The sequence below is a fragment of the Mucilaginibacter sp. Mucisp86 genome (genome assembly GCF_047324315.1).
In the GTDB taxonomy this organism is placed as follows: Bacteria; Bacteroidota; Bacteroidia; order Sphingobacteriales; family Sphingobacteriaceae; genus Mucilaginibacter.
Map to the genome: position 1 here is coordinate 2,571,822 of NZ_CP168503.1, position 25,912 is coordinate 2,597,733.

Genomic DNA, 25,912 nt, shown 5'->3' on the forward strand with positions numbered 1-25,912 from the left:
CTACATCTATGGAAGTTGCTGATCTGAAGATCCTTTTTTTTGACGTGGGCGGCATTTTGCTGTCGAACGGATGGGGACACGAAGCCCGCGAAGAAGCGGCTAAAAGGTTTAACCTCGACTATGATGAGGTTAACGCCCTGCACAATTTTATTTTCAACGTATATGAAATTGGCAGCATCACGCTTGATGAATATCTTGATACGGTGATATTTAACCACCCGAGAGATTTTGTACGCGAAGATTTTAAGGATTTTATCTATTCTACCTCTGTTGAATTGCCAATGCTGCAATTCCTTAAAGAGTGGAAAAAAGATTGCGGCTTCCGTATTATATCAGTGAACAACGAGGGTAAGGAACTGAACGATTACCGGGTACGCAAGTTTAAGCTGCATGAATGTTTTGATGCCTTTGTATCATCATGCGAAGTAAAAATGCGCAAACCCGATCCGGGTATCTGGCAGTTAGCCATGGGCATAGCCCAGGCATCGCCGCAGCAATGCGTTTATTTCGACGATAGGAAAATGTTTGTTGATACCGCGCAAAAACTGGGTATCCGTTCGTTTCAGCATACCAGCCTTGAAAGCACTAAGAAAATTTTAGAAACTCTTAAAAAAGAAAACCTCAAAAAATGAGCGCAACAGAAAACAAATACGCTTTTGGCATGATAGGCCTGGGTGTTATGGGTCGCAGCCTGCTGCTGAACATGGCCGATCATGGCTTCGCGGTTGCCGGACACGATAAAGATACCGGTAAAGTAGATTCATTGAACCAGGAAGCTGGTGACAGGGAAGCCAAAGGCTTTTCAGATGTTAAGGAATTTATTCAAAGCTTAACCACGCCAAGGGCCATCATGATGCTGGTGCCGGCCGGTAAAATTGTTGATGCTGTAATTGAGGAATTAACTCCGTTATTGGAAAAAGGCGATATCCTGATTGATGGCGGTAACTCGCACTTTACTGATACCAACCGTCGTGTTGAAGAACTGGAAGCTAAAGGCCTGCATTTCTTTGGCATGGGTGTATCAGGTGGTGAAGAGGGAGCCCGTCGTGGCCCGAGCATGATGCCGGGTGGCGATAAGGATGCTTACGCTGTAATGAAACCTATTTTTGAAGCTATTGCCGCTAAAGTTAACGGCGAGCCTTGTGTTACTTACATTGGCCCTGGCGCATCAGGTCACTTTGTTAAAATGGTACACAACGGCATCGAGTACGGTATCATGCAGGTAATTGCCGAAACTTATGAGATCCTGAAAAAAGGCTTAAAGTTAGGTAATGACGAAATAGGCGATTTGTTCACAAAATGGAACGAAGGCCGTTTACAGTCATTCCTGTTAGATATCACCAAAGATATTTTCAAATACAAAGCTCCGGGTACCGATCATTTATTGTTAGATGATATTAAAGACGAAGCTAAGGCTAAAGGTACCGGTAAATGGACCTCGCAGGTGGCTATGGATTTGGTAACCCCAATCCCAACCATCGATACATCGGTATCAATGCGCGATCTGTCAAAATACAAATCGCTGCGCGAAAAAGCTTCAACGCTTTATAATGATCCTATCGACCTGAAAGGCGATAAAGAAGAGTTATTGGTTGCTTTAGAGCAGGCTTTCTATTTCACCAGCATCGTTACTTACGCTCAGGGTATGCACCTGCTTACCAAAGCATCTGAAGAGTATAAATATGACCTTCATTTAGGCGAAATTGCCAAGATCTGGAGAGGCGGCTGTATCATCCGTTCAGAGTTTTTGAATGATATTTACAATGCTTACAGCAAAGATCAGCAATTACCTCACCTGTTGCTTGACAGCGATATCCAGGCATTGGTTGCCGGTACTTTACCGGGCATCAGGAAAGTATTATCGGCTACTATTGCTGCCGGTGTTGCTGCTCCGGGTTATGCTTCGGCATTAAGCTATTTCGATGCTTTCCGCAGCGAAAGGATGCCTTCAAACTTAACCCAGGCTCAACGCGACTATTTTGGCGCGCATACTTACGAGCTTATTGGCAAAGAAGGTACTTTCCATACACAATGGGCTCCTGCAAACGATTAATTAACGCTATTAATTAAAACACAACAATGAGCACAACAGCTAAATCAGCCCCTACCATATTTATCATTTTTGGTGGAACGGGAGATTTAAACTCCCGGAAAATTGCGCCGGCCCTGTATAATCTATATTTAGATGGATGGATGCCAAAACAATTTTCCATTATAGGTACCGGTCGTACCAAGCTTACTGACGAGCAATTCAGAGAAAACCTGTATAAGGATATCAACCAGTTTTCGCGCAGCGGTAAAACGGATGATAAACAATGGGCCGAATTTGTAAAAAACGTTTATTACCAGGTATCTGACGCTACCGATTTTGAAACATACAAAGAGTTTGGCAAACGCATTGAAAAACACAACGCCGAATGGAAAACCAAGGCCAATGTGTTATTTTACCTTGCGGTAGCGCCTAATTTCTTCCCGATCATTGCATCAAACATATCAAAAGCTAAACTGGCCGACGATAAAAAACGTGTAAGGATCATCATCGAGAAACCGTTTGGTCATGATCTGGAAACAGCAAAAGACCTGAATGCTTTGTTAAAAAGCATTTTCGACGAGTGCCAAATCTACCGCATTGACCACTACCTGGGTAAGGAAACTGTTCAAAACATCATGGCATTCCGGTTTGCCAACTCCATTATGGAGCCGCTATGGAACCGTAACCATATTGAACACGTACAGATTTCAGTTACCGAGCAGTTAGGCGTTGAAGAGCGCGGCGATTACTACGACGGCTCGGGCGCGATGCGCGATATGATCCAGAATCACCTGCTGCAATTGCTTTGCCACATTGCCATGGAACCACCAATCAGCTTTAGTGCCGATGAAGTGCGTGACCGTAAAGTTGATGTGCTGAAAGCCATGCGCAAGTTTACTGCCGAGGATGTTCGTAATTCGACTGTTAGGGGCCAATACGGCAGCGGATGGATGAAAGGCAAAGAAGTACCGGGATATCGCGAAGAACCAAAAGTTAATCCGGAATCAAATACCGAAACTTTTGCCGCCATCAAGTTTTTCATTGATAACTGGCGCTGGCAGGGTGTTCCTTTTTACCTGCGTACAGGCAAAAGGCTGCACCAGTCGTCATCGGTTATCACCATCCAGTTTAAGGATGTTCCACACCAGATCTTCCCTGCCGAAGCCACCGAAAGCTGGCAGCAAAACAGGTTGATCATCAGCATTCAGCCAGAGATGAGCATCCGTTTGCAGGTTCAGGCTAAACGCCCGGGTATTGATATGGTGTTAAACGCCGTTGATATGGTGTTTGACTATAAAGGTACTTATACCAACCAGGCTCCTGAGGCTTATGAAACACTGATATTGGATACGATGATGGGCGATCAAACCCTGTTTATGCGCGGCGACCAGGTAGAAGCTGCATGGGAACTGGTAATGCCTATCCTGAACACATGGCAAAGCAAAAAGAGCCTGAATTTCCCTAATTATTCGGCCGATTCATGGGGCCCTGAAGCTGCTGAGGCTTTAATTGCCCGCGATGGCTATAATTGGTTTACTTTACCTGTAAACGGTAAAAAATAAAAAGCTGATGACACTGAATATCTATAACACAGAAGGCGAAGTACTAACCGGACTGGCAGATCATTTTGTTACCCTGGCTACCGAAGCTATTAACAAAAACGGCAAGTTCAGTGTTGCGCTTTCGGGCGGCAGTTCGCCTAAAAAGTTGTATGAGCTGCTGGCTTCAACAACTTATGCCGACCAAGTAAACTGGGAAAAGGTTTTCTTCTTTTTTGGCGATGAGCGCAACGTGCCTCATGACCATAAGGACAGCAACTACCTGATGGCTAAAAAAGCGTTATTTGAGCCCCTGCTGATAAGCCCGGCACAGATTTTCCCGGTTGAAACATCATTTGGCCCGGCCGAAGCCGCCGCCAAATACTGGGAAGTGATCTCGGCGTTTTTTGATGATGGCGAAGCAAGCTTTGACCTGGTATTATTAGGCTTAGGTGATAACTCGCATACAGCGTCATTATTCCCTTATACACCGGTGCTGCATGATCGTGTGCCCGGCGTAAAAGAGGTATGGCTGGAAGATCAGCAGGTATGGCGTATTACCCTCAATGCACCGCTTATTAATGACGCTGCACAAATCGCGTTTTTAGTTTACGGCGCAGGTAAAGCCGAGGCTGTAAAACACATACTGGAGGATGACGAGGATATTGAATTGTATCCTGCACAGCTTATTGATTCCATCTCCGGCGAAGTAGAATGGTTCCTTGATGAACCGGCTGCTGCCGCATTGGAAACTAAAGAATAGTATACGCTATTATTTGACAATAAAAGGGCCTAAGCGTTTGCTTAGGCCCTTTTTGTTTCGTGTATGCGCAAACTATCGCTCTTTAACCAAAATGCCCTGTAAGCCTCTAAATCAAGAGCAATTGAACCAGCTTTAGCAAATTCAGGTGTGCTCCTGCCCGAGTTACTAAACTTGCGCTCGTCTGCACTACCGGTGTACCCATAAATTTTGAATAAAAATGTCATTTCGATTGAGCGGGCAGGCCTAAGCATAGGAGCGAAAGAGAAATCTTATACGCCCGGCATAGCAGCTTTACATGATTTAGAGCAGGATGCATAAGATTTCTCCTCTCCACATCCGCACATTCCCCCAACCGGTTCGTCGAAATGACATCTTCTTTTAATTCATCATAATAATTAAAAGATATGGGTACACGGTATGGTTGCAAACGAATGCAAGAAATGACCTGGTTGAATGATAACCGCATCTTAACACAAACACACCGTTTAATCATCCATCTCAACTCCATGTTTAAAAGGCTTTTCGCCATTTTCTGCAATTTCACGCAGAATTCATCATTTTTGGGCTCAAAAAGCCATGTTAAGACAATGTTAATTTTGACAGAAAAACAGCAATTACAAGCCCATTTTACACTGCCCTGACCAAATTACCAATAGGGTCAAAAAATAAATTACTATCAATCAATCGATTAAATACTCATGACTTTTGGATGAAAAATCGCATCTGATTTCTGTTGTTAATTTGCTGTGTGTTTAAAACAACATATATAAAAAACACAACAATAGTTATGAAAAATTTATTCAAAGTTTCAGCATTAGCCCTTGCATTCGCAGGCTTAGCATTTGGTGCAAAAGCACAAACATCTACACCTACTACCCCTTCTACAACATCAACTACAACCAAAAGTGGCATCCGTTATAGCATAGGCGTTGAAGCTGGTTTACCTGTTGGCAATTTCAAAGACAACTACAAATGGAATTTAGGCGGTTCGGTACAGGCAGACATTCCGGTTGTTTCAAACCAGTTATTCGTTACTGTTAACGCAGGTTACAATAATGTATTCGGTAAAAAAGATATCGGTGGTGTACAAGGCCTTGATGTACCCAACTTTCAATTGATCCCGGTTAAAGCAGGTTTGAAATACTTTCCTATCAGCAACTTCTATGTACAAGGTGAAGCAGGTGCAGCATTTTTGTTAAACAAATCTGACGTTGGTGCCAATAAATCAACTGCATTTGTTTATGCTCCACAAATTGGTGTTCAGTTCCCTGTAAGTGCAAGCAGCTTTATTGATGCAGGTATCCGCTATGAAGCAACTACCAAATATGCAACAGGTGTTGATCAAAGCAAAGTGAACTTTATAGGTTTACGTGTAGCGTACGGCTTTTAATATATGGCCCTACAAATACCTTAACAATAAAAAAAGGGGAGCTCATTCGGGCTCCCCTTTTTTTATTGTTTTTTTAGTTGATATGAACCCTTATAATTAAATAAATCGTATAAATTAGCACATTGTTTGTATTTTGACACTTAATAAGACATTTACCGCCAACAATAATTGCTGAATATGAAGAGGATCCTCATCATTGATGATGAAGTTAATGTTGCGTTATTGCTATCGAAGTTTTTAACGCGAAATGGGTTTGACGTTAGTACTGCATCAAGTGGTATGGGGGGTATGGAGGCGTTGAAAAACGGTGAATATCAACTTGTACTTTGCGATTTCAGGCTCGAAGATACCGACGGGCGCGAAATGCTTCGTAACATTAAAATCCAGTATCCTAAAACGGGGGTTATTATCATCACCGGCTATTCAGACATTAAGATGGCTGTTGAGCTTATTAAGATGGGGGCTTACGATTATATCACCAAGCCACTATATCCCGACGAAATATTAAATACTATTAATAAGGCCTTTGAAACCCACTATGCCCTGGTTGAGGTTGATGATGAAGCACAGGCAGCTATTGTACCCGAAAAAACAAAGACCAATACGGTTAAAAAAACTGTTTTTGCTGCTGAGTTTGTTACCGGCACCAGTCGCGCATCAAAAGAGCTTGCGCGCCAGATTGAACTGGTAGCGCCAACCAATTACAGCGTTATTATTTTAGGCGAAAGCGGAACCGGTAAAGAATCGGTTGCAAAAAGCATCCACCTCAATAGTCCGCGCCATAACCAGCCATTTATAGCTATGGACTGCGGTTCGTTAACCAAAGAGCTTGCGGCAAGCGAGTTTTTTGGTCACGAAAAAGGTTCATTTACCGGCGCTTTATATACCAAAATTGGCCACTTTGAAATGGCTAACGGTGGTACTTTATTTTTAGATGAGGTAGGCAACCTTTCGTACGAGATCCAGGCAGCATTGCTTCGCACGGTACAGGAACGTAAGGTTAAAAGAATAGGCAGCACCAAAGAGATTGAGCTTGATGTGCGCATTATAATTGCCACCAACGAAAACCTGCAGGAGGGCATCCAAAAGGGCCGTTTCCGCGAGGATCTTTATCACCGCTTTAACGAGTTCAGCATTTACATGCCGCCATTGCGTGAGCGCGGGCACGACATCATTTTACTGGCAGAGCACTTTTTAAAAATAGCCAATCAGGAACTCGGGCGTAGCGTGGAATCGTTTTCGCAGGAGGTTGTGGACTGCTTTATGAATTACCGCTGGCAGGGCAACATCCGTGAGCTTAAAAACGTGATCCGCCGTGCTGCACTTTTGGCCGAAGGTAATGAGATCACCCTTAAGGCATTGCCGCTTGAAATGTCGACCTATAAATTATCGTACGAGGCACCAAATCATTACCCACAGCATCAACATCAGCACCATCAACCCGCGCCGCACGCGGCAGAGGTGCCGGAGGTTAAAGAGCCCCGTCACGATCTTAAAAACGCCGCTCTGGAGGCCGAATATGAGACGATTATACGGGTATTAAGGGAAGTTAACTTCAATAAAACCAAGGCTGCCGAAATCCTGAATATCGACCGCAAAACCCTCTATAATAAAATGAAGGCCATTAACCTTAAGTAACATGGGGGCCGATGAAGAGAAAAACGATGCCGAAGCCCTGCGTAAATTAAGGCACGATATAAAAAACCAACTATCAAACATTCACCTGGCGCTTGAACAGTTACGGTACGAAATACCCAACCCATCATCAGATTGTTTGTTTTATATGGATACAATAGAAATAAGTTCAACCCGGATCAATAAACTGCTTAACGATACCAATTAAAAGGCGTTGCAATTAATACCTGAAACGCTAAAACTTTTTGGCGTTTTTTTGTTTTAAGCAAGTATTAATCAACAGCCTACATGTCAGTATTCAATTACAAACAACGCAATAATATCATCCTGGTAAGCATCATTATACTGGGATGCTTTTTGCTTTATGCACTCAGCGGTTTGTTTAGCTCAATCCTTGGCGCAGTAGTGCTATTCACTATTTTCAGGCCCCTGTTTGTAAACCTGGTCGAAAAACGCAACTGGAACAAAACACTGGTAGCGCTGCTCATTATTTTCAGCTCGCTTATCGTCATCGTTATCCCTTTCTTAACGCTGAGCATCATGATAGTGGGTAAAATATCCAGCATCAACTTAAAAGATCTGCCTATCGACCAATGGACATCAAAAATTGATGCTTTTGCGGCCTCCAACCTCAATCAACCGCACTTTGCCGAAGATACGCTGCAAAAGCTGGGCACTTTTGGTACAGGCTTGTTTCCGTCCATACTAAGCAGTGCTGCCAATATTATTATTACCCTGCTGGTATTGTACTTCCTGTTATATTTTATGCTTACGCAAATGCGTGAGTTTGAGGCAGGCCTTTTAAAGTATGCCCCTTTCCGTGAGCAGCATGCATTAAAATTTGCTAATGCCCTACGCGATTCTACCTATTCCAACGTTTTAGGACAAGGGATCATAGCAGCCACGCAGGGATTTTTGCTTGCGCTCGGCTTTTATGCACTAAGCATCCCGGATGCCGTGTTTTGGGGGGTAATAGGAGCTTTTATATCTTTTTTACCCGTTGTTGGGGCGCCAACCTTGTGTATCCCGGCAAGTATTATATTATTTGCACAGGGACACAACTGGCAGGGAGTAGCAATACTTGTGTACGGCCTGCTGGTTATTGGCAATATTGATAACGTGTTACGCATGATCATTAACAAACGCATAGCTAATACGCACCCTATAATTTCTATAATTGGTGTATTTATAGGCTTACCTTTGTTTGGCATCCTGGGTTTAGTATTTGGGCCTGTGCTGTTATCATACTTCCTGCTGCTGCTGGAGATCTATGAAACAAACCGCATGGCAGCCGACAGGCTTGAGCGGATAAACAGTGTATAAATTATACCGTACAGCCCTGAACAGTTTTGTGAACACAGGGTAAAATTTACTTGCCGAATAAAAGTTAATTTATACTTAAATAAAAATAAATGCGCCAAATACACATATTTGGCAGGATATTTACGAGTAACTAATCAAATGTTCAACTTTAAATTATATTACAATGAATGATAACTCAAAAGTAGTTGTTGCATTGCTTGCCGGTTTAGCAGCAGGGGCAGCGTTAGGAATTTTATTTGCACCAGATAAAGGCAATGAAACCCGCGATAGGCTTACTGAGTCGTTAAAAAACCTTGGCGAATCAATAAAAGATACTGCAGCAGCCGAAATTGACAACCTGGTTGGTTTAAAAGACAAAGTTGTTGAAAACATCAAAACCAAGATCAAAGGCGCCGAAGAAGAGTACCAGGACGATCTTGAACACGCATAAGTATTTATAACATTCACCATCCCGGCAGCAGCTGCCGGGATATATAACCTTACCCTATGGAAGAGAAAAAAGAAACTCAACCGCCATTACCACCCATTATTGACCAGTTAAAAGAGTACGCCGAAACAAGGTTTAAGCTTTTAAAATATGAAGCAATTGAAGGCGGAACATCCATATTAGCCAGCGTCATTGCCGATGTGGTAGTTGTGATCAGCATGGTATTGGCCTTTCTTTTTGCAAGTGTTACCTTAGGTTTTTTTCTTGCTGATGTTTTCCATTCATACTGGGAAGGGTTCGGATGCGTTGCCGTGCTTTACTTTTTGATAGCCATGTTTATCAAGATATTTAAACGCCACCTGGAAAGGCCGCTTATCAACATCTTTATCCAAAAAATATTTAAACGATAACCCATGGATCTTCATATCACAAACGTCAGCGACCTTCAGGCCGAAATATTCAGGCTAAAAACGCTCGAAAAACAGCAGGCAATAGCGTTAAAGGCCAGGGTTAACAGTCCATCGGCCTTATTTTCAACCGCACTTACCCTGTTCCCGCGTTCAAATGATACTGATGGCATAAAGAATACCAGTTTCTTTCATCCTGATATCCTTAACCTGATATCAAGATTTGTAATTCCGCTTACGCTGAACAAAACGCTTTTCAAACATTCAAACTTTTTGGTTAAAACATTGGTTGGCCTTGTTTCCCAAAAGGCATCAAACTATGTTAATGAAGATACTGTTGGTGGTATTTGGGATAAAGCCAAGGCGCTTTTCGCCAAATTCACTAAAAAGAAAGATGATGCCGCATACAAACCTGCTCCATATGTTAAGCCGGTGGGTGGGGCAGTAGTATAAACCCTTATTTTTCCTATCCAGACAGGCCATTCATTGGCAGTTAGGTTTTAATTCGTGAAATTGGTGGTTATTAGATATTTTTGCGCTTTATTTTTTAAATTAAAGTGGGAAAAGATAAGTTAAGACGCTTTGCCGAGGTTGAAACCTTTAGTAACGTACTGCAGTTAGATGCAGGCAAACCTTTTAAAGGCCAGTGGAGCCCTGAGTTTTTCAAAAATGATAATCCTGTAGTGCTTGAGCTGGCCTGCGGTAAAGGTGAATATACCGTGAACCTTGCGCGCATGTTCCCCAACAAAAACTTTATTGGTATCGACTATAAGGGCAACCGCATCTGGCGCGGTGCCAAAACCGCTATTGAAGATGGCGTACCTAACGTAGCTTTCTTACGCATCCAGATTGAAAACCTGCTCGACTATTTTGCCCCCGGTGAGGTTGACGAAATCTGGATCACTTTTCCTGATCCGCAACCACAGCTTAGCCGCGAAAAAAAGAGGCTTACTTCACCCCGTTTTTTAGATAAATACATCATCACTTTAAAGCCAGGCGGCTGTGTTAACCTCAAAACAGATAACGATGGCTTACACGCCTATACCGCCGAAAAAATTGATGAATTAAAGTTAAACCTTCACGCCAAAACCGAAGACCTTTACAATTCGGAACACGCAGATGAAGTACTTTCTATCAAAACTTACTACGAGAAAAAATATTTAAAGGATAACAAAAACATTAACTACCTTAAGTTTTCATTTCCAGAAAACGCCTGATGGAGGATATTAATTTTTTTGAAAAAGTATACCAGGTAGCCCGCCTCATTCCACCGGGCCGGGTAACCTCATACGGGGCTATTGCGGCCTATCTTGGTACTAAAGGCTCATCGCGCATGGTAGGCTGGGCCATGCAGGCAGCCGGGAATGTAAAACCACCTGTGCCGGCACACAGGGTGGTAAACCGCCAGGGCTTGCTAACGGCAAAAGCTCATTTCGGCGGCAACCGCATGGCCGAAATGCTTGAAAGCGAAGGTGTAAAAGTAGTTGACGACCAGATTCAGGATTTCAAGTCGCATTTCTGGGATCCGATGATTGAGCTGGCGTTGTGATAAATGCGCCACAGCTCGGCTCCAGCCCACAAGCATTGGGATGACGAAAGTTGTTTGGAAAATTAACAAAAACCATGTCATTGCGAGCGTAACGCGGCAACCGCACGGAAGCATAGCCGCCCTGTAGAGCATGCGATTGCTTCGTCGTTCCTCCTCGCAATGACATAGACTTTTTACATCGTCTGCATTACGATAAAACTACTCCGTAAACTGCAACAATTCCATCCTGTTCCCAAACGGATCGATAAACGAAAAGCGTATACGCCCCGGAATAACAGGCTCTTCCCAAAACTCGACGCCGAAACTTTCTAAATGACGGCGGGCTTCGGCAATATCGGCAACTTCAAAAGCAGTATGCCGCGATGTACGTGGCAAAGCACCCTCCGTGCTTAAATGCAATTGAATATCAGCTATCCGGAACCAGTAACCTTTTGAATTAAAGGCTGGCCGTTCTATCCGTTGCAAGCCCACAACGTCAGTATAAAAAATCCTTGCTTCCTCCAGCCGTTCCAGCGGAACACAAACCTGGATATGGTCGGCGCGTTTAAAGTTGATCATAGAGCCCCTCTAAATCTCCCCTAAGGGGAAACTTTTAATAACACCTTTAATTAAATTACTAATCTTTATGAACCTTGGTTATTCATGCTCAGCAAAAGTAAGCACATAACCATTATTATCCTTTATCGAAAATTCGGTTGCCCCGTAGAAGGTAGTTTCCAGGCCTTTTAATACCGTCACCTTGTCCTTTATTTCTTCAAAAAAAGCACGGATATCTTTAAGGTTGATGTATAACAGCAATGAACCGCCATCGGTGCGGTGTATTTCGGACAGGTCATCAGCTAAGCTGCTAAAGGTCTGAAACATCATGGTAACGCTGCCATTGGTCATCATGGCCCAAACCAATTCCGGTCCGGTTTCGGGTACACTCATGGTTACTTTAAAACCAAGCAGTTCATAAAAGTTAATGGTTGCTATAATGTCATTCACAAAAATATTGGGCGATAAACTTTCCATAATTGCCGCGTAAAAGAATTTTGGTTAACGGCTATAAAAATAACGATCCATTCTTTTAAATACTAAATATTTTAGCTTAATTAGCTTAAATTTTTATTAACAAACTCAACATCCCGTGGGAAAACTTGTAGAAGAATTTGATGCCTATCGCTCTAAAATGAACGACAGGATCATGGAAACCGCCAATACCAACATCAAACGTTTTTTTGCGCTCGATACAACCAGTTATGCTGAAGGCACGCTTGATGTAAAAACCAAAGAAATGCTTGGCCTGGTTGCCAGCATGGTTTTACGCTGCGACGATTGTATCAAATATCACCTGGGCAAATGCCATGAAGCCGGCGTTAACCATGATGAAATGAACGAGATTTTTATGATAGCCAATTTGGTGGGCGGCTCGATTGTTATTCCGCATTATCGTAGAGCGGTAGAATATTGGGATGAGCTTAATGACGTGAAATAAGTACACAACAACGTCGTTATAAGGAGTGAAGCAAATCCCTGGTTAGCATTATAGGGTTCGCTCCTTGTAATACCGTTGTTTAATCCTTTACTTAACCTTTTCACGCCATGTACAGACCTAAATTCCGCAGAAAGCATTTTGACGTAGACATGTTTCCGATGTTCAATTTATTATTGATCGTGTTATCATTTCTCATGCTGAGTGGTCGCCCCGCAATACGCTATCCTATTTTGATCAATTTGCCAACAGGATCTAATTTTAATACTGCCGACCCTGATAGCTACATCACTATCACCACTATACTTATCGGGCAAAAAAAGTTGATGCTAAAGCTTGATGCTCCCGATATACGCGAAGCAGCACTCAAACAAATAGGAGACAAATACAACACCGGTTTCACACCAACTGAGATAAATAAATTTGGCGAAACGGATGTGATCGGAACGCCATTGGCGCAAATCAAAAAATATATTTCGGGTTACTATAACGCTACAGACTATTACAATCAACCGGGATTAAGACTCGATGAATTAGCCGAATGGATAAAAGAATCGCGCAAAGCTACATTCGAAAAACATAACAGTTCAACACGTATTTTTATTATGGCCAATGGAGAAACCCCATATCCCGTGATCAAAGATGTAATAGACATGTTAGCTCAACAAAAGATCACCAAATTTTCAATCATTTATTCCTACCTAAGACAAATATAATGAGCAATCCAACCAACAATCCAACCCGCTGTTCATGGGCCGGTACCGACGAACTATACATCAAATATCACGACGAAGAATGGGGCAAAGAGGTTCATGACGATCACACCTTCTTTGAGTTCATGATTCTTGAATCGGCACAAGCCGGGCTTAGCTGGATCACTATTTTACGCCGTCGCGAAGGCTACCGAAAGGCATTCGCCAATTTTGATGTTCAGAAGGTTGCTTCATTTGATGAGGAAGATGTTGAACGCCTGATGCAAGACGAAAGCATCATCCGCAACCGCCTTAAAATAAAAACATCTATCAGCAATGCTCAGTTGTTTATCGGCATTCAAAAAGAGTTCGGATCGTTTGATAAATACCTGTACAGTTTTATGCCGGATGGGAAAGCGATCATGAACCATTCCAACTCAACGCCTGCCACCAGTCCCGAGTCGGACGCGATAGCCAAAGACATGAAAAAACGTGGCTTTAAGTTTTTTGGCACTACCATTTGCTACGCCTTTATGCAGGCTACCGGTATGGTTAATGATCATATTCCTAACTGTAGCTTCAAATAATTTTATTGGGGGGATTACACAGATTATAAAATGATTACACCGATTTTTTCGATAGCTGAATATTGATTGGATTTGATTTTAGAGATAGGAATAATAACTATTCGTCAACATTAATTGTATTTTTGAAACGAGAAAATCGCATCGATTACTTGATTTCATTAGCTTAATATTGGGTAATTGATTTATAATCACCCTTTTTTTAATCAGTGTAATCATAAATCAATCGGTGTAATCCCAAAAAATAAAATCAGTGTAATCACCTAATCAATCGGTGTAATCATAGACTATGAAAAAACTATTTCTTTTGGATGGCATGGCCCTTATTTACCGGGCGCATTTTGCTTTAAGTAAAACACCCCGCTTTACATCAAATGGGTTAAACACCTCGGCAATGATGGGATTTACCAACACCTTGCTGGATGTTTTGAAAAAAGAAGCCCCCACCCACATGGCCGTGGTTTTTGATACCGAAGCACCAACCGAACGACATACCGATTTTGAAGGCTACAAAGCACACCGCGAAGCCATGCCCGAAGATCTGGCAAAGGCCTTGCCTTACGTTATAAAAATCATATTAGGTTTTAACATTCCCGTTATTACATCAGATGGTTATGAGGCCGACGATATCATCGGTACCCTCGCCAAAAAAGCCGAGCAAAAAGGTTATACCGTTTACTGCATGACGCCCGATAAGGATTTTGGTCAGCTGGTATCAGATAATATTTTCATTTACAAACCGGCCCGTATGGGTAACGAGATGGAAATACAGGGTGTTAAAGAGATATTGGCAAAATGGGAAATTGAGCGTGTTGACCAGGTGATTGATATTTTAGGCTTGTGGGGCGATGCTGTTGACGGCATCCCGGGCATTCCGGGCATTGGCGAAAAAACGGCCAAAACACTCATTAAGCAATATGGCTCGATGGAAAACATTTTTGAGCACAGCCATGAGCTTAAAGGAAAACAGCGCGAAAATATAGAACAGTTTAAAGAGCAGGGCCTGATGTCCAAAAAACTGGCTACAATATTATTAAATGTCCCGGTTGAATTAGATGAAGAAGGTCTTGAAGTATGCGCTCCAAGCAAAGAATTACTGGAGCCGCTTTTTGCCGAATTAGAGTTCCGTACTTTAGGCAGGCGTGTGTTTGGCGACGATTTCAGTATAACCGAGTTGAAGCCAGCCGGTACCCAGATCGATCTTTTTGGCAACCCAACGGCCACCGGTCGTACCACGATGGCGGTTGATGTAGAAGATATTCGCGAGGAGCTCACCCTTGCCGCCAAAAACATCAACAATACACCGCATGAGTATCATCTGGCAGACACCGCTGAAAAACGTGCCGATCTGATAAAAACATTAGCCCAACAGCAAACATTTTGCTTCGATACCGAAACCACCGGCACCGATCCAAATTATTGCGAACTGGTAGGTTTGTCATTTTCAGTTAAACCGGGCGAAGGCTGGTATGTACCCGTTCCTGCTGATCAGGTTGCTGCACAAAGTATAGTTACCGAGTTTAAGGAGATCCTCGAAAACGAGAACATTGGCAAAATAGGGCAGAACATCAAGTTTGATATCCTGATGCTGAAATGGTATAACATTGAAGTAAAAGGCACCCTGTTTGATACCATGCTGGCCCACTATATCATCGATCCGGATACCCGTCATAATATGGATATCCTGTCGGAAAATTACCTGGGCTACAAACCTGTTTCTATCACCGAGCTTATTGGTGCCAAAGGCAAAAACCAGGGCAACATGCGCGATGTAGAATTTGAAAAAATCAAAGAATACGCTGCTGAGGATGCCGATATCACCCTTCAGCTTAAAAATGTTTTTGAACCTAAACTAAAAGAAGTTGAAGGCGAAAAACTGGTGAACGAGATAGAACACCCACTTATCTACGTACTGGCCGATATGGAGTACGAGGGTGTAAAAATAGATCACGATACCCTGCGCGATTTCAGCAAAACACTGGAAACGGACATTGCCCAGTATGAAAAAACGGTTTATGAAAAAGCAGGTGTAAAATTCAACATTGCCTCACCAAAGCAATTAGGCGAAGTGTTGTTTGAGAAACTGATGCTCGACCCTAAAGCCAAGAAAACAAAAACAGGCCAGTATCAAACAGGCGAGGACGTGTTGCTTTCATTAGCTGCAAAGAGCGATATTGTTCGCGATATTCTCGATTTCCGCCAATTACAAAAATTAAAATCAACATACGTAGATGCGCTGCCGCAGATGGTAAACCCTAAAACCGGGCGCGTACACACTTCATACAACCAGGCTGTTGCTGCAACAGGCCGGTTAAGCAGCGTTAACCCTAACCTACAAAACATCCCTATCCGTACCGAACGAGGCCGCGAGGTAAGGAAAGCTTTTATCCCAAGGGACAACAATCATACCATCGTATCTGCCGATTATTCGCAGATCGAGCTGCGCATCATTGCCGAGATCAGCAAGGACCCTAACATGATGCAGGCCTTTATTAATAACCACGACATCCATACGGCAACAGCTGCCAACGTTTACGGCATCGGGTTGGATGAAGTAACCAGCGATCAGCGCCGTAACGCCAAGGCAGTTAACTTCGGTATTATTTACGGGCAATCGGCCTTTGGTTTATCGCAAAGCCTGGGCATCCCGCGTAAGGAAGCTGCCGAAATTATTGAACAATACTTTATCCAGTTTGCCGGTATTAAACAATACATGAGCGATACCATGAACTTTGCCCGCGAAAACGGTTATGTGTGCACGCTGATGGGCCGTCGCCGCTACTTGCGCGATATCAATTCGGCCAATGCAACCGTTCGTGGTTTTGCTGAGCGAAATGCAATAAACGCACCTATACAGGGTTCGGCTGCTGATATGATCAAAATAGCCATGATCAATATCCACCGCGAACTGAAGGCCCAAAAGCTGGATACCCGCATGACCATGCAGGTACATGACGAGTTGGTGTTTGACGTACCACATCATGAGGTAGAGATCGTAAAACCGATCATCATGCACAACATGAAAAACGCCATCAAAACTGAGGTGCCTATCATGGTGGAGATTGGCACAGGTTTAAACTGGCTGGAGGCGCATTAAGCCTCTTGCCCCCTGATGGTGAGTCTTGTAGTCCTTACAAATACTCTTGCGCTCGTTTGTAACGAGCGCTTAATATGGGTTTGCGTTTAAACGCAAACTGGCGATACAATCGCTAAACCACGTTAAGCACTCGTTACAAACGAGCGCAAGTTAAAAATAAACAAAAACCATGTCATTGCGAGCGAAGCGCGGCAATCTCGTAGCCAATGCCTATCCGATACTGCATAGTATGCGATTGCGGCACTTCGCAATGACATATCGTATAGTTTGTGATGCATTTTGCAATTATAACGCTATTCTTTCCCTTTCATAATACACTAACCTATACTTACCCTGCCCCCTTTTCCCTACCATTTTTACAACTATAACATCTTAACGATAATAAAATTTCAGTGCTTTTTATCTAAATTTTCCAAAACTATATTAATTCTCATAGGTTTCTCTTTTGGTAATCTTTGCTTAAATTGAGCCAATAAAACCTGAATGAAAATATACCATTTGAGTGCCGAGTGCTATCCCGTTGCTAAAGTTGGCGGGCTTGCCGATGTTGTTGGCGCATTGCCTAAGTACCAGAATCTTGCAGGTTTGCAGGCCGCTGTTGTCATGCCTTTTTACGACCGTAAGTTTACCCAGGAAAACGACTTTGAAATTGTTTTTGCTGCGGCAACCCTGCTTGGCAACCGCCGCCTTTTCTTCGAGATATTAAAAGAGAAAACAAATAAACTTGGTTTTGAGCTTTATTTAGTGAAGATCCCCGGCCTGCTCGACAGGGAAAACATTTATAGTTACCCTGATGAACGCGACCAGTTCATGGCCTTTCAGCTGGCATTTTTAGATTGGATCAGCTATTCACAGCAAACGCCCGATCTGATCCATTGTCATGACCACCATGCCGGTTTAGTCCCATTCCTGCTTTATCATTCAAAACTATATACAAGACTGGCTAATACACCAACCATATTTACCATACACAATGGTCAGTACCACGGCGCCTTTGGCTGGGACAGGCTATCATTGCTGCCCGAAATTGACCTCACCAAAACAGGCTTGCTTGACTGGGCAGGAGGTATCAATCCACTGGCTGCTGCAGTTAAATGCAGCTGGCGTTATACAACGGTTTCGCCAACTTATCTGGAGGAGCTCACTTACAACTCCAACGGCTTGGAATACCTGTTTTACATTGAACGGGCAAAGGGCTACGGTATCATGAACGGTATCGACACGGAGGTTTGGAATCCGCAAACCGACCCGATGATCCCGAACAAGTTTTCGGTTAAAACATTGGCAAAAGGCAAAAAAGCTAATAAAGAGGCTATCTGCAAACGCTTTGAGCTTGACCCCGAAAAACCGTTGTTCACCTTTATCGGTCGCCTGGTTGTCGAAAAAGGGGCCGACCTCTTGCCTGCCGCCATTGAGCGCAGTCTGCTCGAAAACGAAGGTGAAGTAAACTTTGTAATATTAGGTGCAGGCGATAAAGAAAACGAGCTGACCCTGCTTCAGCTTAAAAATAAATATCCGGAGCATTGCAATGTATTTATTGGCTACGATGAATCATTGGCGCACCTGATCTACGCCGGGGCCGATTTTCTGTTGATGCCATCACGCGTGGAACCTTGCGGCCTAAACCAGCTGTATGCACTACGTTACGGCACCATGCCTATTGTACGCAGCACCGGTGGTTTACGGGATTCTGTTATTGACTTTGGCGATGAAGGAGGCTACGGTATCCGCTTTATACAAGCCAGTGTGCAGGATATCTGCCACTCGGTATTTAGAGCCAAACAACTTTATCAGGATACCGCAAAAATGCAGCAGCTCCGCAAGCAAATGATGGCACTTGATTTTTCATGGGCACGCTCAACACAACAATACACTGAACTATACGAAAGCTTAAAACTAACTTTATGACATCCAAAGTAATCTCCATTGTGCTCGGTGGCGGCCAGGGCAGCCGTTTATCACCGCTTACCGCAACGCGGTCAAAGCCGGCAGTTCCAATTGCGGGTAAATATCGTTTGGTGGATATTCCCATTTCAAACTGTCTGCACTCGGGCATTACGCGTATTTATGTGCTAACGCAGTTTAACTCGGCCTCGTTAAACAAGCACATCAAAAACACATACCATTTCAGCAGCTTTAGTGATGCTTTTGTTGACATCCTTGCAGCAGAGCAAACACCATCAAGCGTGGCCTGGTTTCAGGGTACGGCCGATGCGGTTAGGCAAAGCTTACACCATTTGGCAGTGCATGAGTTTGAGTATGTACTGATCCTCTCGGGCGATCAGTTGTACCAGATGGATTTTGAAGATATGATCAACCATCATATCGAAACCAATGCCGAAATTTCCATAGCAACCATCCCGGTTGATGCGGCTGATGTTCCGGGTTTTGGGATCCTGAAAACAGATGAGAACAACATGATCACCTCGTTCGTCGAAAAGCCAAAAAGCAATTTCGAAAGCTGGGCGTCAGAAGTTAGTCCGGAGATGCAGGCAGCGGGTCGCGTATACCTGGCATCAATGGGTATCTACATCTTTAACCGGAAGTTGCTGTATGAGTTGCTTGAAGGCAACGAGCGTACCGATTTTGGTAAAGAGATCATCCCACAATCAATTGAAGGCCATCGTGTAGCCAGCTATCAATACGAAGGTTATTGGACAGATATCGGTACTATCCCTTCGTTTTTTGAAGCTAACCTTGGGTTAACCGACAATATCCCGAAGTTTAACCTGTTTGATAAAAACCCGATCTATACCCGTGCACGTATGCTGCCGCCGTCAAAAATATCAGGCACGCTGATGGAGAAATCTATTGTTGCGGACGGCTGTATCATCAACGCCAAGCAGATCACACATTCCATAATCGGGATCCGTACCCGTATTGGTGTAAATACCATTATTGAAAACTGCTATGTAATGGGCAGCGACAATTATCAAACCCTTGAGGAGATTGCCGAATCGAAAGTAAGCGGTTCCCCAATTATGGGCATCGGTGATAATTGCCACATCTTAAATGCCATCATTGATAAAAATACTTATATAGGTGATAACGTAACCATCAACTGCGGCGAAAAGCTTGAAGACGGTGATTATGGCACCCATACCGTTCAGGATGGCATTGTTGTGGTTAAGAAACGCGCCATAATACCAAGCGGCACAGTTATTTAATTAAAAAATAAAAAAAAACAAACCATAGTTAATTTGTTATAGATAATACTAACCATCTAAAACATAATCAACTATGAAAAAGGCACTATGTATGATCGCTTTAGCAGCGATCTCTTTCAGCAGCGTTTTCGCTCATGGCACATTAGTTCGCCCATCAAAAGGCATTATGCAAACTGATACTACCAAGAAGAAAACCAAGCCTAAAAAAATGAAAAAAGATACCATCATGAAAAAAGACACCATGAAGATGAAGAAGAAATAAGTCTTTTTTCTGAAACCGGGAGTTGATTTCGGTGGTATTAAACGCAAACAGCCCAAGCGAATGCTTGGGCTGTTTGCGTTATCCAAATCGTCATGCTGAACTTGTTTCAGCACCCCACATGCTAAGTTTACGCCTTGCAAATGCGCTCCTGTCAATGGGTTCCCGAAACAAGTTCGGGATGACGTAAAGGTTTTACAACTCTATAGTCTCTCCAATAGCAGGCAACTTCAAATTCAATCCGGCTTTAATAAACTTCTCAGCTACTTCATCCTTATCAATTTCAATAACCGGAAATGAATCATAGTGAACACCGATAATGTTTTTACAGTTGATGAATGCAGCTGCTTTAATGGCATCATCAGCCCCCATGGTGTAGTTATCTCCGATAGGCAGGAATGCCCAATCGAGGTTATCATCTTCCAGCAACTTCATATCATAAGTAAGTGCAGTATCACCGGCAAAGTAAACCGCTTTTCCTTCAGCGTAAATAACGAAGCCGGCAGGGTTACCACCTGGCGAACCATCAGGCAAAGTGCTTGAATGTACAGCATTCACCATTTTAACCCGGCCAAAATCAAAGTTAAAGCCGCCGCCAATATTCATTCCGTGTACATTTTCAATACCTTTGGTACCAAGCCATCCGGCAATTTCGGCAATGCAAATTACTTTAGCACCGCTGCTCTTAGCAATTTCCAACAGATCGGCCACATGGTCGCCATGGCCATGCGATACCAGGATATAATCGGGTTTTAAGCTGTGAATGTCAATATCCTTTGCCAACGGGTTAGGGCTTATAAACGGATCGAAAAGTAATTTTTTTCCGCCAGTTACAATCTCAAGTGCCGATTGGCCATAATAAGTAGTTTTCATAGAATGTTATTTTATGATCTGATCAAAAGTAAAACACTTATACCAGCGATTTGATTTAGTGGCAGAAAAGTTACAAATAGATGTTTGAACAAATTGTTGGGAGGGGGGGGATGGAGCAGAATCTCAGAGTTCCGGTTTAGATTGCGACATTTAGCCTTTCATAAAAAAATGTCATTTCGAACCCTTGGCGGGGAGACCAAATGTAGGTCAAGGGTGAGAAATCTTATACGCCCTGCATGACAAACTATGCAAGTTGGCTTTTTATGACGTATAAGGTTTCTCTTTCGCCCCAATGCGCAACCCGCCCAAGTTCTATCGAAATGACACTTTTTGTGGTAGGAAATATATTTTACTTACCAAACATATTACCAAGCCCGCCCAAGCCGCCAAACATACTTTGGGTCATGGCGGCCATTTCGCTCTGGTTAATGTTTTCGGCTTGTTCAATCGCTTTATTTATAGCTACTACAAGCAGTTCTTCCAGTTCCTCTTTATCGGCATCAGCTAAAAAATCAGGATCAATTACTACCGACTGGACTACTTTATTGGCGTTAGCATTAACAACAATTTTGCCGCCCTCGGCCGAACCTGATACACTGATAGCATCAAGACGTTTTTTCATTTCGCCAGCCTTTTGCTGGGCTTCCATTAATTTATCAAACATGATTTTTTGATTTCAAATTTCAGATGTGCAAATATGCAGATCAGATTTCAAATTATAGATGTGCAAATATGCAGATGCCTTTTAGATCACCGTTTTAGTTAACTACAATTTTCATTCCATCTATTTTAATCTGCACATTTGAAATTTGCACATCTGCACATCAAAAAGTTAATCATCACTGGTATCACCATTTCCGTTATACGCACTTTTACGTACAACCGGCATGCCAACTGTGTTAAACAGGTCATCGAGTTTAAGCAGACTACCATTGGCCAGGTTGGTGAGCAATACCACAGTAATATCATTCTTCATATCGCGCAGGTAAATATGCCTGAAACCATGCCACCAGCCGGTGTGATAGATCACTTCCTGCCCGGGCGCGGTAAATGTGCGCCAGCCATAGCCATAACTAAAGTGCCCGTGAACCATCGGGTTGCGCGGCACATAGGCCGAATCAAGCGTGGCCGGCTTCAGCAACAATCCGGCGCGTAAGGCACGGTCAAATAAGAATAAGTCGCCAACGGTGCTGTAAATACCCTTATCGCCCACGGGGCCGTCCAAAAAGTTCTGCACTACCGAATAGCGCCACTGGCCGCGGTCGTGCCCAACAACATCAACAGGAATTTTATCATATACCGCTTTTGAATAAACATGGGTATGCGCCATACTGGCTGGCTTAAACACATTTTCCTGCATAAACTGGGCATAGCTCATTCCGCTCACTTTTTCAATGATGGAACCCAACACCATAAAGTTGGAGTTATTATACAGGAAGCGCTTATTCGGTTCATTGAAACGTGTCGGCTTATTATCGGCAATCATTTTCATGGCCTCGGCATTGGTAAGGCCTTTGCGCTGGTTAAGGTGATTTTTGCGATAGATATCGTCGATGAAATATACATAATTCATCATCCCCGAACGGTGAGTGAGCAGCAAGCGAATGGTTACGCCATCGTACGGAAAATCAGGAAAAAACTTTTTAACATCATCATCAAGCTTGAGTTTGCCTCGCTCCATCAGCTGCAAAATAGCAGTTGAGGTCATGGTTTTGGTAACCGATGCCAATTCAAACTGCGAGCCTATCTTCAGGCTGTCGCGGTGCAGGTAATCGGCCCAGCCAATGGCTTTTTCGTAAACTATCTTACCTTTTTTTGCCACCAGTACATTGCCGTTAAAGCCACGGGTGCGGTGCAGCTCCTGCATTACGGCATCTATCTTTTTATCGGCGTTTTTAGGATTATAGGCAAGCAGCGTTGCGGTATCAAGCGGCTTCGCCGCAATCTGCGACTGCGATTGGTCTTTATTTTTATTTTTGGATGAACAGGCTAACAGTAACAGGGGGGCAGTAAACACTACCAGGCTTTTGTACACTAATCTCATAAAGCAATTTATCTCACACTAAACGAATGCGAAAATTAGAAATTATACATCAGGTATTAATTAAAGTTTTAAAATTTTCTGTTAGTTAGCACTCTTTAGTATGTTTAAGTATGATTTTGTTGAAAAAAGGCTTGCTCATTGTAGCTTTAGTGCTAACTACGGGACTGGCACACGCTCAAAATGTTGATGTTAGCAGCACTATAAAAGAAGGTATCAGGCTTAACAGTGAAAAAAATTATGCTGCGGCTATTGAAAAATACAAAGAGGCACTGGCTGCCGAGCCCGATAACACACAGGCCAGCTACCAGCTGGCTTTCAGCCTCAATGCTTCGGGCAAGGGAACTGAAGCGATACCCTATCTTAACAAAGTAATTAAAGCAGGCGGCGATCTTACCGGGCCGGCTTATGAACTCATGGGCAGTATTTATGATACCGCACATCAGCCGCAACAAGCTATTGATGCTTATAAAGAAGGCATCAAATTAAAGCCCGATTATCAGCCATTGTATTTTAATCTGGGGATAGCTTATTTCCGTGCACAAAAATATGCAGAGGCTGAGCTGGCGGCCATTGAAGCCATTAAGCTTGATCCGAAACATGCCAACAGCCAGCGGCTTTATGGCCTGGTAACCTTCCACCAAAACAAGAGGGTGCCGGCATTGATGGGCCTGTGCAGCTTCCTGCTGCTCGACCCGGAAGGCCCTCGTGCCGACGAAGCTTACACCAACCTGCAAAGCCTGCTGAAAGGTGGCGATCTGAAAGCGGCTAAAGCAGACCCCGAAACTCTGCTGCTCAATAAAACTTTAGGTACCGCTGTCGCTGCATCAGGCGGTCAGCTGGAAATACAATTGAAAACTATTTTTGCTGCTGTTGGCAAACTTGGCGAAAAAGCAGGCAAGCAATCCTTCTTTTGGAATTATTATGCAGCTTTCTTTTATAAGCTGGCCCAAACACCGCATTTTTCAACCGCGGTTAAAATGATTGGTTTAAGTGCGGATAAAACCGGAGGTGCTGCCTGGCTACAAAGCAATGCAGATAAGCGCCAAGCACTGGATGAGTGGATAGCATCTGCAGAAAGGAAATTTTAACTTCGTTGATGTGCAAATATGCAGATTACAGATGTGCAGATGAATGATCATCTCAGCTTGAAAAGCAATCAGTAAGCTAAAAAACTAATTTGCATATCTGCACATCTGAAATCTGCACATCAATAAATTTATTTGCACATCTGAAATTTGCACATTGAAACATATTTACACTATTTTTGGGCACACAAAATTTAACGACATGAATTTTCCGGCTGAATTAAAATACACCAAAGATCACGAGTGGATTAAGGTTGAAGGCAATGTAGCTACCGTAGGCATCACCGAATTTGCTCAAAGCGAGCTGGGCGATATTGTTTATGTTGATGTTACTTCATTAGGTAAAGAAGTTGCTAAAGACGAAGTTTTTGGCACTGTTGAAGCAGTTAAAACTGTATCTGACCTGTTTATGCCTGTTACTGGCACTGTAACTGAAGTTAACCCGGCCTTAAACAGCGAACCTGAGTTGGTTAACACTGATCCATATGGCGAAGGCTGGATGGTAAAGATCACCGTAGCCAATGCTGCTGATGTTGACTCGCTTTTATCTGCCGACGATTACAAAACGGTTATCGGCGTATAAATGAAGCTGTTTTTAAAATATCACGGGCCCGCTATTTTGTGGGCCTTATTTGTTTTAGTGATTTGCTCCATACACCTTGATGATGTTGATAAATCGCCCCTGTTTTTTGAAGGCTTTGATAAGTTAACCCATTGCGGTTTGTTTTTTACGCTGATTGTGCTGGTTTCTTTTGGCGTTATCAGGCAACAAAAACCCCGGCGGCTTACGTATACAGGCATGTTTATCATATGGGCTGCCAGCATAGTTTTTGGTGGACTGATTGAAATACTACAGATATTTGTTTTCACCTGGCGAACCGGCGACTGGAACGATCTTTTTTGCGATGTGCTTGGGGCTTGTATGGGTGTTTTTAGTGTTATGCTGACTATTGAGGCGATTGGAAAAAATGAAAAAGAATAAACTGGTTATTTTATTGGGTGCGCTACTATTAACCCTGGCCTCGTCATGCGGCATTTTCCATAAAGGCTGCGGCTGCCCGCATTTTGGAAAAATCAAATCTGCAGGGGCAAATGTGCAAATGATGAGTTAGGTGTGCAGATTTCAAATGTGCAGATGATGATAGATGTGCGGATTCCAAATGTGCAGATGTGCAAATGATGGTTTAGCGCGTAAGATTATTTCAGGCAAAGCACAATTTACTAATCAATTTGTGGGTGTTCAACTTTTTAAAGTGTAAACACTTGCAATTTTTTCCAAAATAAACACCATTGATAATCAACTTATTAAGTTTTACAACTATCGGCATTTTATCAAACATGAACAAAACATTATTGATAATCAAAGACTTGCATTTTTCAGAAATTAAAAGTTGAACACCCGTTTTTTAAAAAATTGAACACTGACAGAATCGTGTCAGTAAAAAGCAGGAAAAGCAAAATCAATGGCATCAAAAAATCATCTGCACGTTTGAAATCTGTACATCCGGAATCCCTCATATTTGCCTCTAAACTTCACACTAAAGTCATTTGCACATCTGCACATTTAAAATCT

General features: G+C 43.0%; 30 protein-coding genes. 24 read left to right on the top strand and 6 right to left on the bottom strand.

All coding sequences use genetic code 11. From position 1 onward, the window contains the following. Positions 1-8: 8 nt before the first annotated feature. From ACEN9X_RS10850 to pgl, 4 genes are read left to right on the top strand one after another with little or no spacing between them, the layout of a single operon-like run. Positions 9-632, top strand: a complete 624-nt coding sequence (locus ACEN9X_RS10850) for an HAD family hydrolase (protein ID WP_091210034.1) — start codon at positions 9-11, stop codon at positions 630-632. Then, a complete protein-coding gene (gene gndA / locus ACEN9X_RS10855) occupies positions 629-2,053 on the top strand; it encodes an NADP-dependent phosphogluconate dehydrogenase (protein ID WP_091210035.1) in 1,425 nt (474 codons plus the stop codon). The genes ACEN9X_RS10850 and gndA overlap by 4 nt, the downstream gene beginning before the upstream one ends. 26 nt (positions 2,054-2,079) lie before the next feature. Next, the gene (gene zwf / locus ACEN9X_RS10860; RefSeq protein ID WP_413670389.1) at positions 2,080-3,594 is read left to right on the top strand and encodes a glucose-6-phosphate dehydrogenase; all 1,515 of its coding nucleotides are present in this window, start codon (positions 2,080-2,082) and stop codon (positions 3,592-3,594) included. 7 nt (positions 3,595-3,601) lie between these two features. Continuing rightward, positions 3,602-4,333 (top strand): 6-phosphogluconolactonase, encoded by a 732-nt coding sequence (pgl, locus tag ACEN9X_RS10865; RefSeq protein ID WP_413670390.1) that lies wholly within the window; start codon positions 3,602-3,604, stop codon positions 4,331-4,333. Between the two features lie 41 nt (positions 4,334-4,374). Here pgl and ACEN9X_RS10870 read toward each other — a convergent pair whose 3' ends face one another. Next, a complete protein-coding gene (locus ACEN9X_RS10870; protein ID WP_413670391.1) occupies positions 4,375-4,557 on the bottom strand; it encodes a hypothetical protein in 183 nt (60 codons plus the stop codon). A gap of 563 nt (positions 4,558-5,120) precedes the next feature. Between ACEN9X_RS10870 and ACEN9X_RS10875 the strand changes: the two genes are divergently transcribed. The 9 genes from ACEN9X_RS10875 (at position 5,121) to ACEN9X_RS10915 (ending at position 11,064) form a co-directional block, all read left to right on the top strand. Further along, positions 5,121-5,723 (top strand): outer membrane beta-barrel protein, encoded by a 603-nt coding sequence (locus tag ACEN9X_RS10875; protein ID WP_413670392.1) that lies wholly within the window; start codon positions 5,121-5,123, stop codon positions 5,721-5,723. Between the two features lie 177 nt (positions 5,724-5,900). After that, positions 5,901-7,361, top strand: coding sequence for a sigma-54-dependent transcriptional regulator (locus ACEN9X_RS10880; protein ID WP_413670393.1), 1,461 nt, complete (start codon positions 5,901-5,903; stop codon positions 7,359-7,361). Position 7,362: 1 nt separating this feature from the next. Beyond that, entirely contained in the window at positions 7,363-7,566 is a 204-nt protein-coding gene (locus ACEN9X_RS10885; protein WP_110586296.1) for a hypothetical protein, read from the top strand. Between the two features lie 80 nt (positions 7,567-7,646). Continuing rightward, positions 7,647-8,681, top strand: coding sequence for an AI-2E family transporter (locus ACEN9X_RS10890; protein WP_413670394.1), 1,035 nt, complete (start codon positions 7,647-7,649; stop codon positions 8,679-8,681). A gap of 163 nt (positions 8,682-8,844) precedes the next feature. Beyond that, on the top strand, positions 8,845-9,111 hold the full coding sequence (locus ACEN9X_RS10895; protein ID WP_413670395.1) for a YtxH domain-containing protein: 267 nt from the start codon (positions 8,845-8,847) through the stop codon (positions 9,109-9,111). A gap of 56 nt (positions 9,112-9,167) precedes the next feature. Then, entirely contained in the window at positions 9,168-9,518 is a 351-nt protein-coding gene (locus ACEN9X_RS10900; RefSeq protein ID WP_413670396.1) for a phage holin family protein, read from the top strand. Between the two features lie 3 nt (positions 9,519-9,521). Then, a complete protein-coding gene (locus ACEN9X_RS10905; protein ID WP_413670397.1) occupies positions 9,522-9,968 on the top strand; it encodes a hypothetical protein in 447 nt (148 codons plus the stop codon). A gap of 104 nt (positions 9,969-10,072) precedes the next feature. Then, positions 10,073-10,732 (top strand): tRNA (guanosine(46)-N7)-methyltransferase TrmB, encoded by a 660-nt coding sequence (gene trmB, locus ACEN9X_RS10910; RefSeq protein ID WP_091210357.1) that lies wholly within the window; start codon positions 10,073-10,075, stop codon positions 10,730-10,732. Then, positions 10,732-11,064: an MGMT family protein gene (locus ACEN9X_RS10915; protein WP_321556135.1), complete on the top strand. Its 333-nt coding sequence runs from the start codon at positions 10,732-10,734 to the stop codon at positions 11,062-11,064. The genes trmB and ACEN9X_RS10915 overlap by 1 nt, the downstream gene beginning before the upstream one ends. 198 nt (positions 11,065-11,262) lie before the next feature. Here the strand turns inward: ACEN9X_RS10915 and ACEN9X_RS10920 are convergent, their stop codons facing one another. Both ACEN9X_RS10920 and ACEN9X_RS10925 read right to left on the bottom strand, forming a co-directional pair. Then, a complete protein-coding gene (locus ACEN9X_RS10920; protein WP_413670398.1) occupies positions 11,263-11,622 on the bottom strand; it encodes a VOC family protein in 360 nt (119 codons plus the stop codon). 78 nt (positions 11,623-11,700) lie between these two features. After that, positions 11,701-12,078 (bottom strand): VOC family protein, encoded by a 378-nt coding sequence (locus ACEN9X_RS10925; RefSeq protein WP_413670399.1) that lies wholly within the window; start codon positions 12,076-12,078, stop codon positions 11,701-11,703. Positions 12,079-12,193: 115 nt separating this feature from the next. Between ACEN9X_RS10925 and ACEN9X_RS10930 the strand changes: the two genes are divergently transcribed. The 7 genes from ACEN9X_RS10930 to ACEN9X_RS10960 all read left to right on the top strand — a co-directional run bounded on the left by ACEN9X_RS10930 (position 12,194) and on the right by ACEN9X_RS10960 (position 20,340). Further along, entirely contained in the window at positions 12,194-12,541 is a 348-nt protein-coding gene (locus ACEN9X_RS10930; RefSeq protein WP_413670400.1) for a carboxymuconolactone decarboxylase family protein, read from the top strand. Between the two features lie 107 nt (positions 12,542-12,648). Continuing rightward, the gene (locus tag ACEN9X_RS10935) at positions 12,649-13,254 is read left to right on the top strand and encodes an ExbD/TolR family protein (protein WP_413670401.1); all 606 of its coding nucleotides are present in this window, start codon (positions 12,649-12,651) and stop codon (positions 13,252-13,254) included. Next, complete coding sequence (locus ACEN9X_RS10940; RefSeq protein WP_413670402.1) at positions 13,254-13,817, top strand: DNA-3-methyladenine glycosylase I; 564 nt, start codon at positions 13,254-13,256, stop codon at positions 13,815-13,817. Before ACEN9X_RS10935 ends, ACEN9X_RS10940 begins: the two co-directional genes overlap by 1 nt. Before the next feature lie 286 nt (positions 13,818-14,103). Continuing rightward, a complete protein-coding gene (gene polA / locus ACEN9X_RS10945; protein ID WP_413670403.1) occupies positions 14,104-16,911 on the top strand; it encodes a DNA polymerase I in 2,808 nt (935 codons plus the stop codon). Between the two features lie 483 nt (positions 16,912-17,394). Then, positions 17,395-18,819 carry a glycogen synthase gene (locus tag ACEN9X_RS10950; RefSeq protein WP_413670404.1) on the top strand — a complete coding sequence of 475 codons (1,425 nt, stop codon included), beginning with the start codon at positions 17,395-17,397 and terminating at the stop codon, positions 18,817-18,819. Next, entirely contained in the window at positions 18,816-20,078 is a 1,263-nt protein-coding gene (locus ACEN9X_RS10955; RefSeq protein WP_413670405.1) for a glucose-1-phosphate adenylyltransferase, read from the top strand. Before ACEN9X_RS10950 ends, ACEN9X_RS10955 begins: the two co-directional genes overlap by 4 nt. A gap of 73 nt (positions 20,079-20,151) precedes the next feature. Beyond that, complete coding sequence (locus ACEN9X_RS10960; protein WP_413670406.1) at positions 20,152-20,340, top strand: hypothetical protein; 189 nt, start codon at positions 20,152-20,154, stop codon at positions 20,338-20,340. A 192-nt stretch (positions 20,341-20,532) separates the two neighbouring features. Here ACEN9X_RS10960 and ACEN9X_RS10965 read toward each other — a convergent pair whose 3' ends face one another. From ACEN9X_RS10965 to ACEN9X_RS10975, 3 genes are all read right to left on the bottom strand, one after another. Beyond that, the gene (locus ACEN9X_RS10965) at positions 20,533-21,210 is read right to left on the bottom strand and encodes a metal-dependent hydrolase (protein WP_110586282.1); all 678 of its coding nucleotides are present in this window, start codon (positions 21,208-21,210) and stop codon (positions 20,533-20,535) included. Between the two features lie 349 nt (positions 21,211-21,559). Next, positions 21,560-21,874 (bottom strand): YbaB/EbfC family nucleoid-associated protein, encoded by a 315-nt coding sequence (locus ACEN9X_RS10970; protein WP_413670407.1) that lies wholly within the window; start codon positions 21,872-21,874, stop codon positions 21,560-21,562. A gap of 168 nt (positions 21,875-22,042) precedes the next feature. After that, positions 22,043-23,254 carry a serine hydrolase domain-containing protein gene (locus tag ACEN9X_RS10975; protein WP_413670408.1) on the bottom strand — a complete coding sequence of 404 codons (1,212 nt, stop codon included), beginning with the start codon at positions 23,252-23,254 and terminating at the stop codon, positions 22,043-22,045. Positions 23,255-23,364: 110 nt separating this feature from the next. On the opposite strand from ACEN9X_RS10975, the gene ACEN9X_RS10980 reads away from it, so the two are divergent. The 4 genes from ACEN9X_RS10980 to ACEN9X_RS10995 all read left to right on the top strand — a co-directional run bounded on the left by ACEN9X_RS10980 (position 23,365) and on the right by ACEN9X_RS10995 (position 25,451). Then, the gene (locus ACEN9X_RS10980) at positions 23,365-24,342 is read left to right on the top strand and encodes a tetratricopeptide repeat protein (protein ID WP_413670409.1); all 978 of its coding nucleotides are present in this window, start codon (positions 23,365-23,367) and stop codon (positions 24,340-24,342) included. A gap of 199 nt (positions 24,343-24,541) precedes the next feature. Beyond that, positions 24,542-24,922, top strand: coding sequence for a glycine cleavage system protein GcvH (gene gcvH / locus ACEN9X_RS10985; protein ID WP_413670410.1), 381 nt, complete (start codon positions 24,542-24,544; stop codon positions 24,920-24,922). After that, on the top strand, positions 24,923-25,321 hold the full coding sequence (locus tag ACEN9X_RS10990) for a VanZ family protein (protein ID WP_413670411.1): 399 nt from the start codon (positions 24,923-24,925) through the stop codon (positions 25,319-25,321). Continuing rightward, positions 25,308-25,451, top strand: a complete 144-nt coding sequence (locus tag ACEN9X_RS10995; RefSeq protein WP_413670412.1) for a hypothetical protein — start codon at positions 25,308-25,310, stop codon at positions 25,449-25,451. The genes ACEN9X_RS10990 and ACEN9X_RS10995 overlap by 14 nt, the downstream gene beginning before the upstream one ends. Positions 25,452-25,912 lie beyond the last annotated feature (461 nt).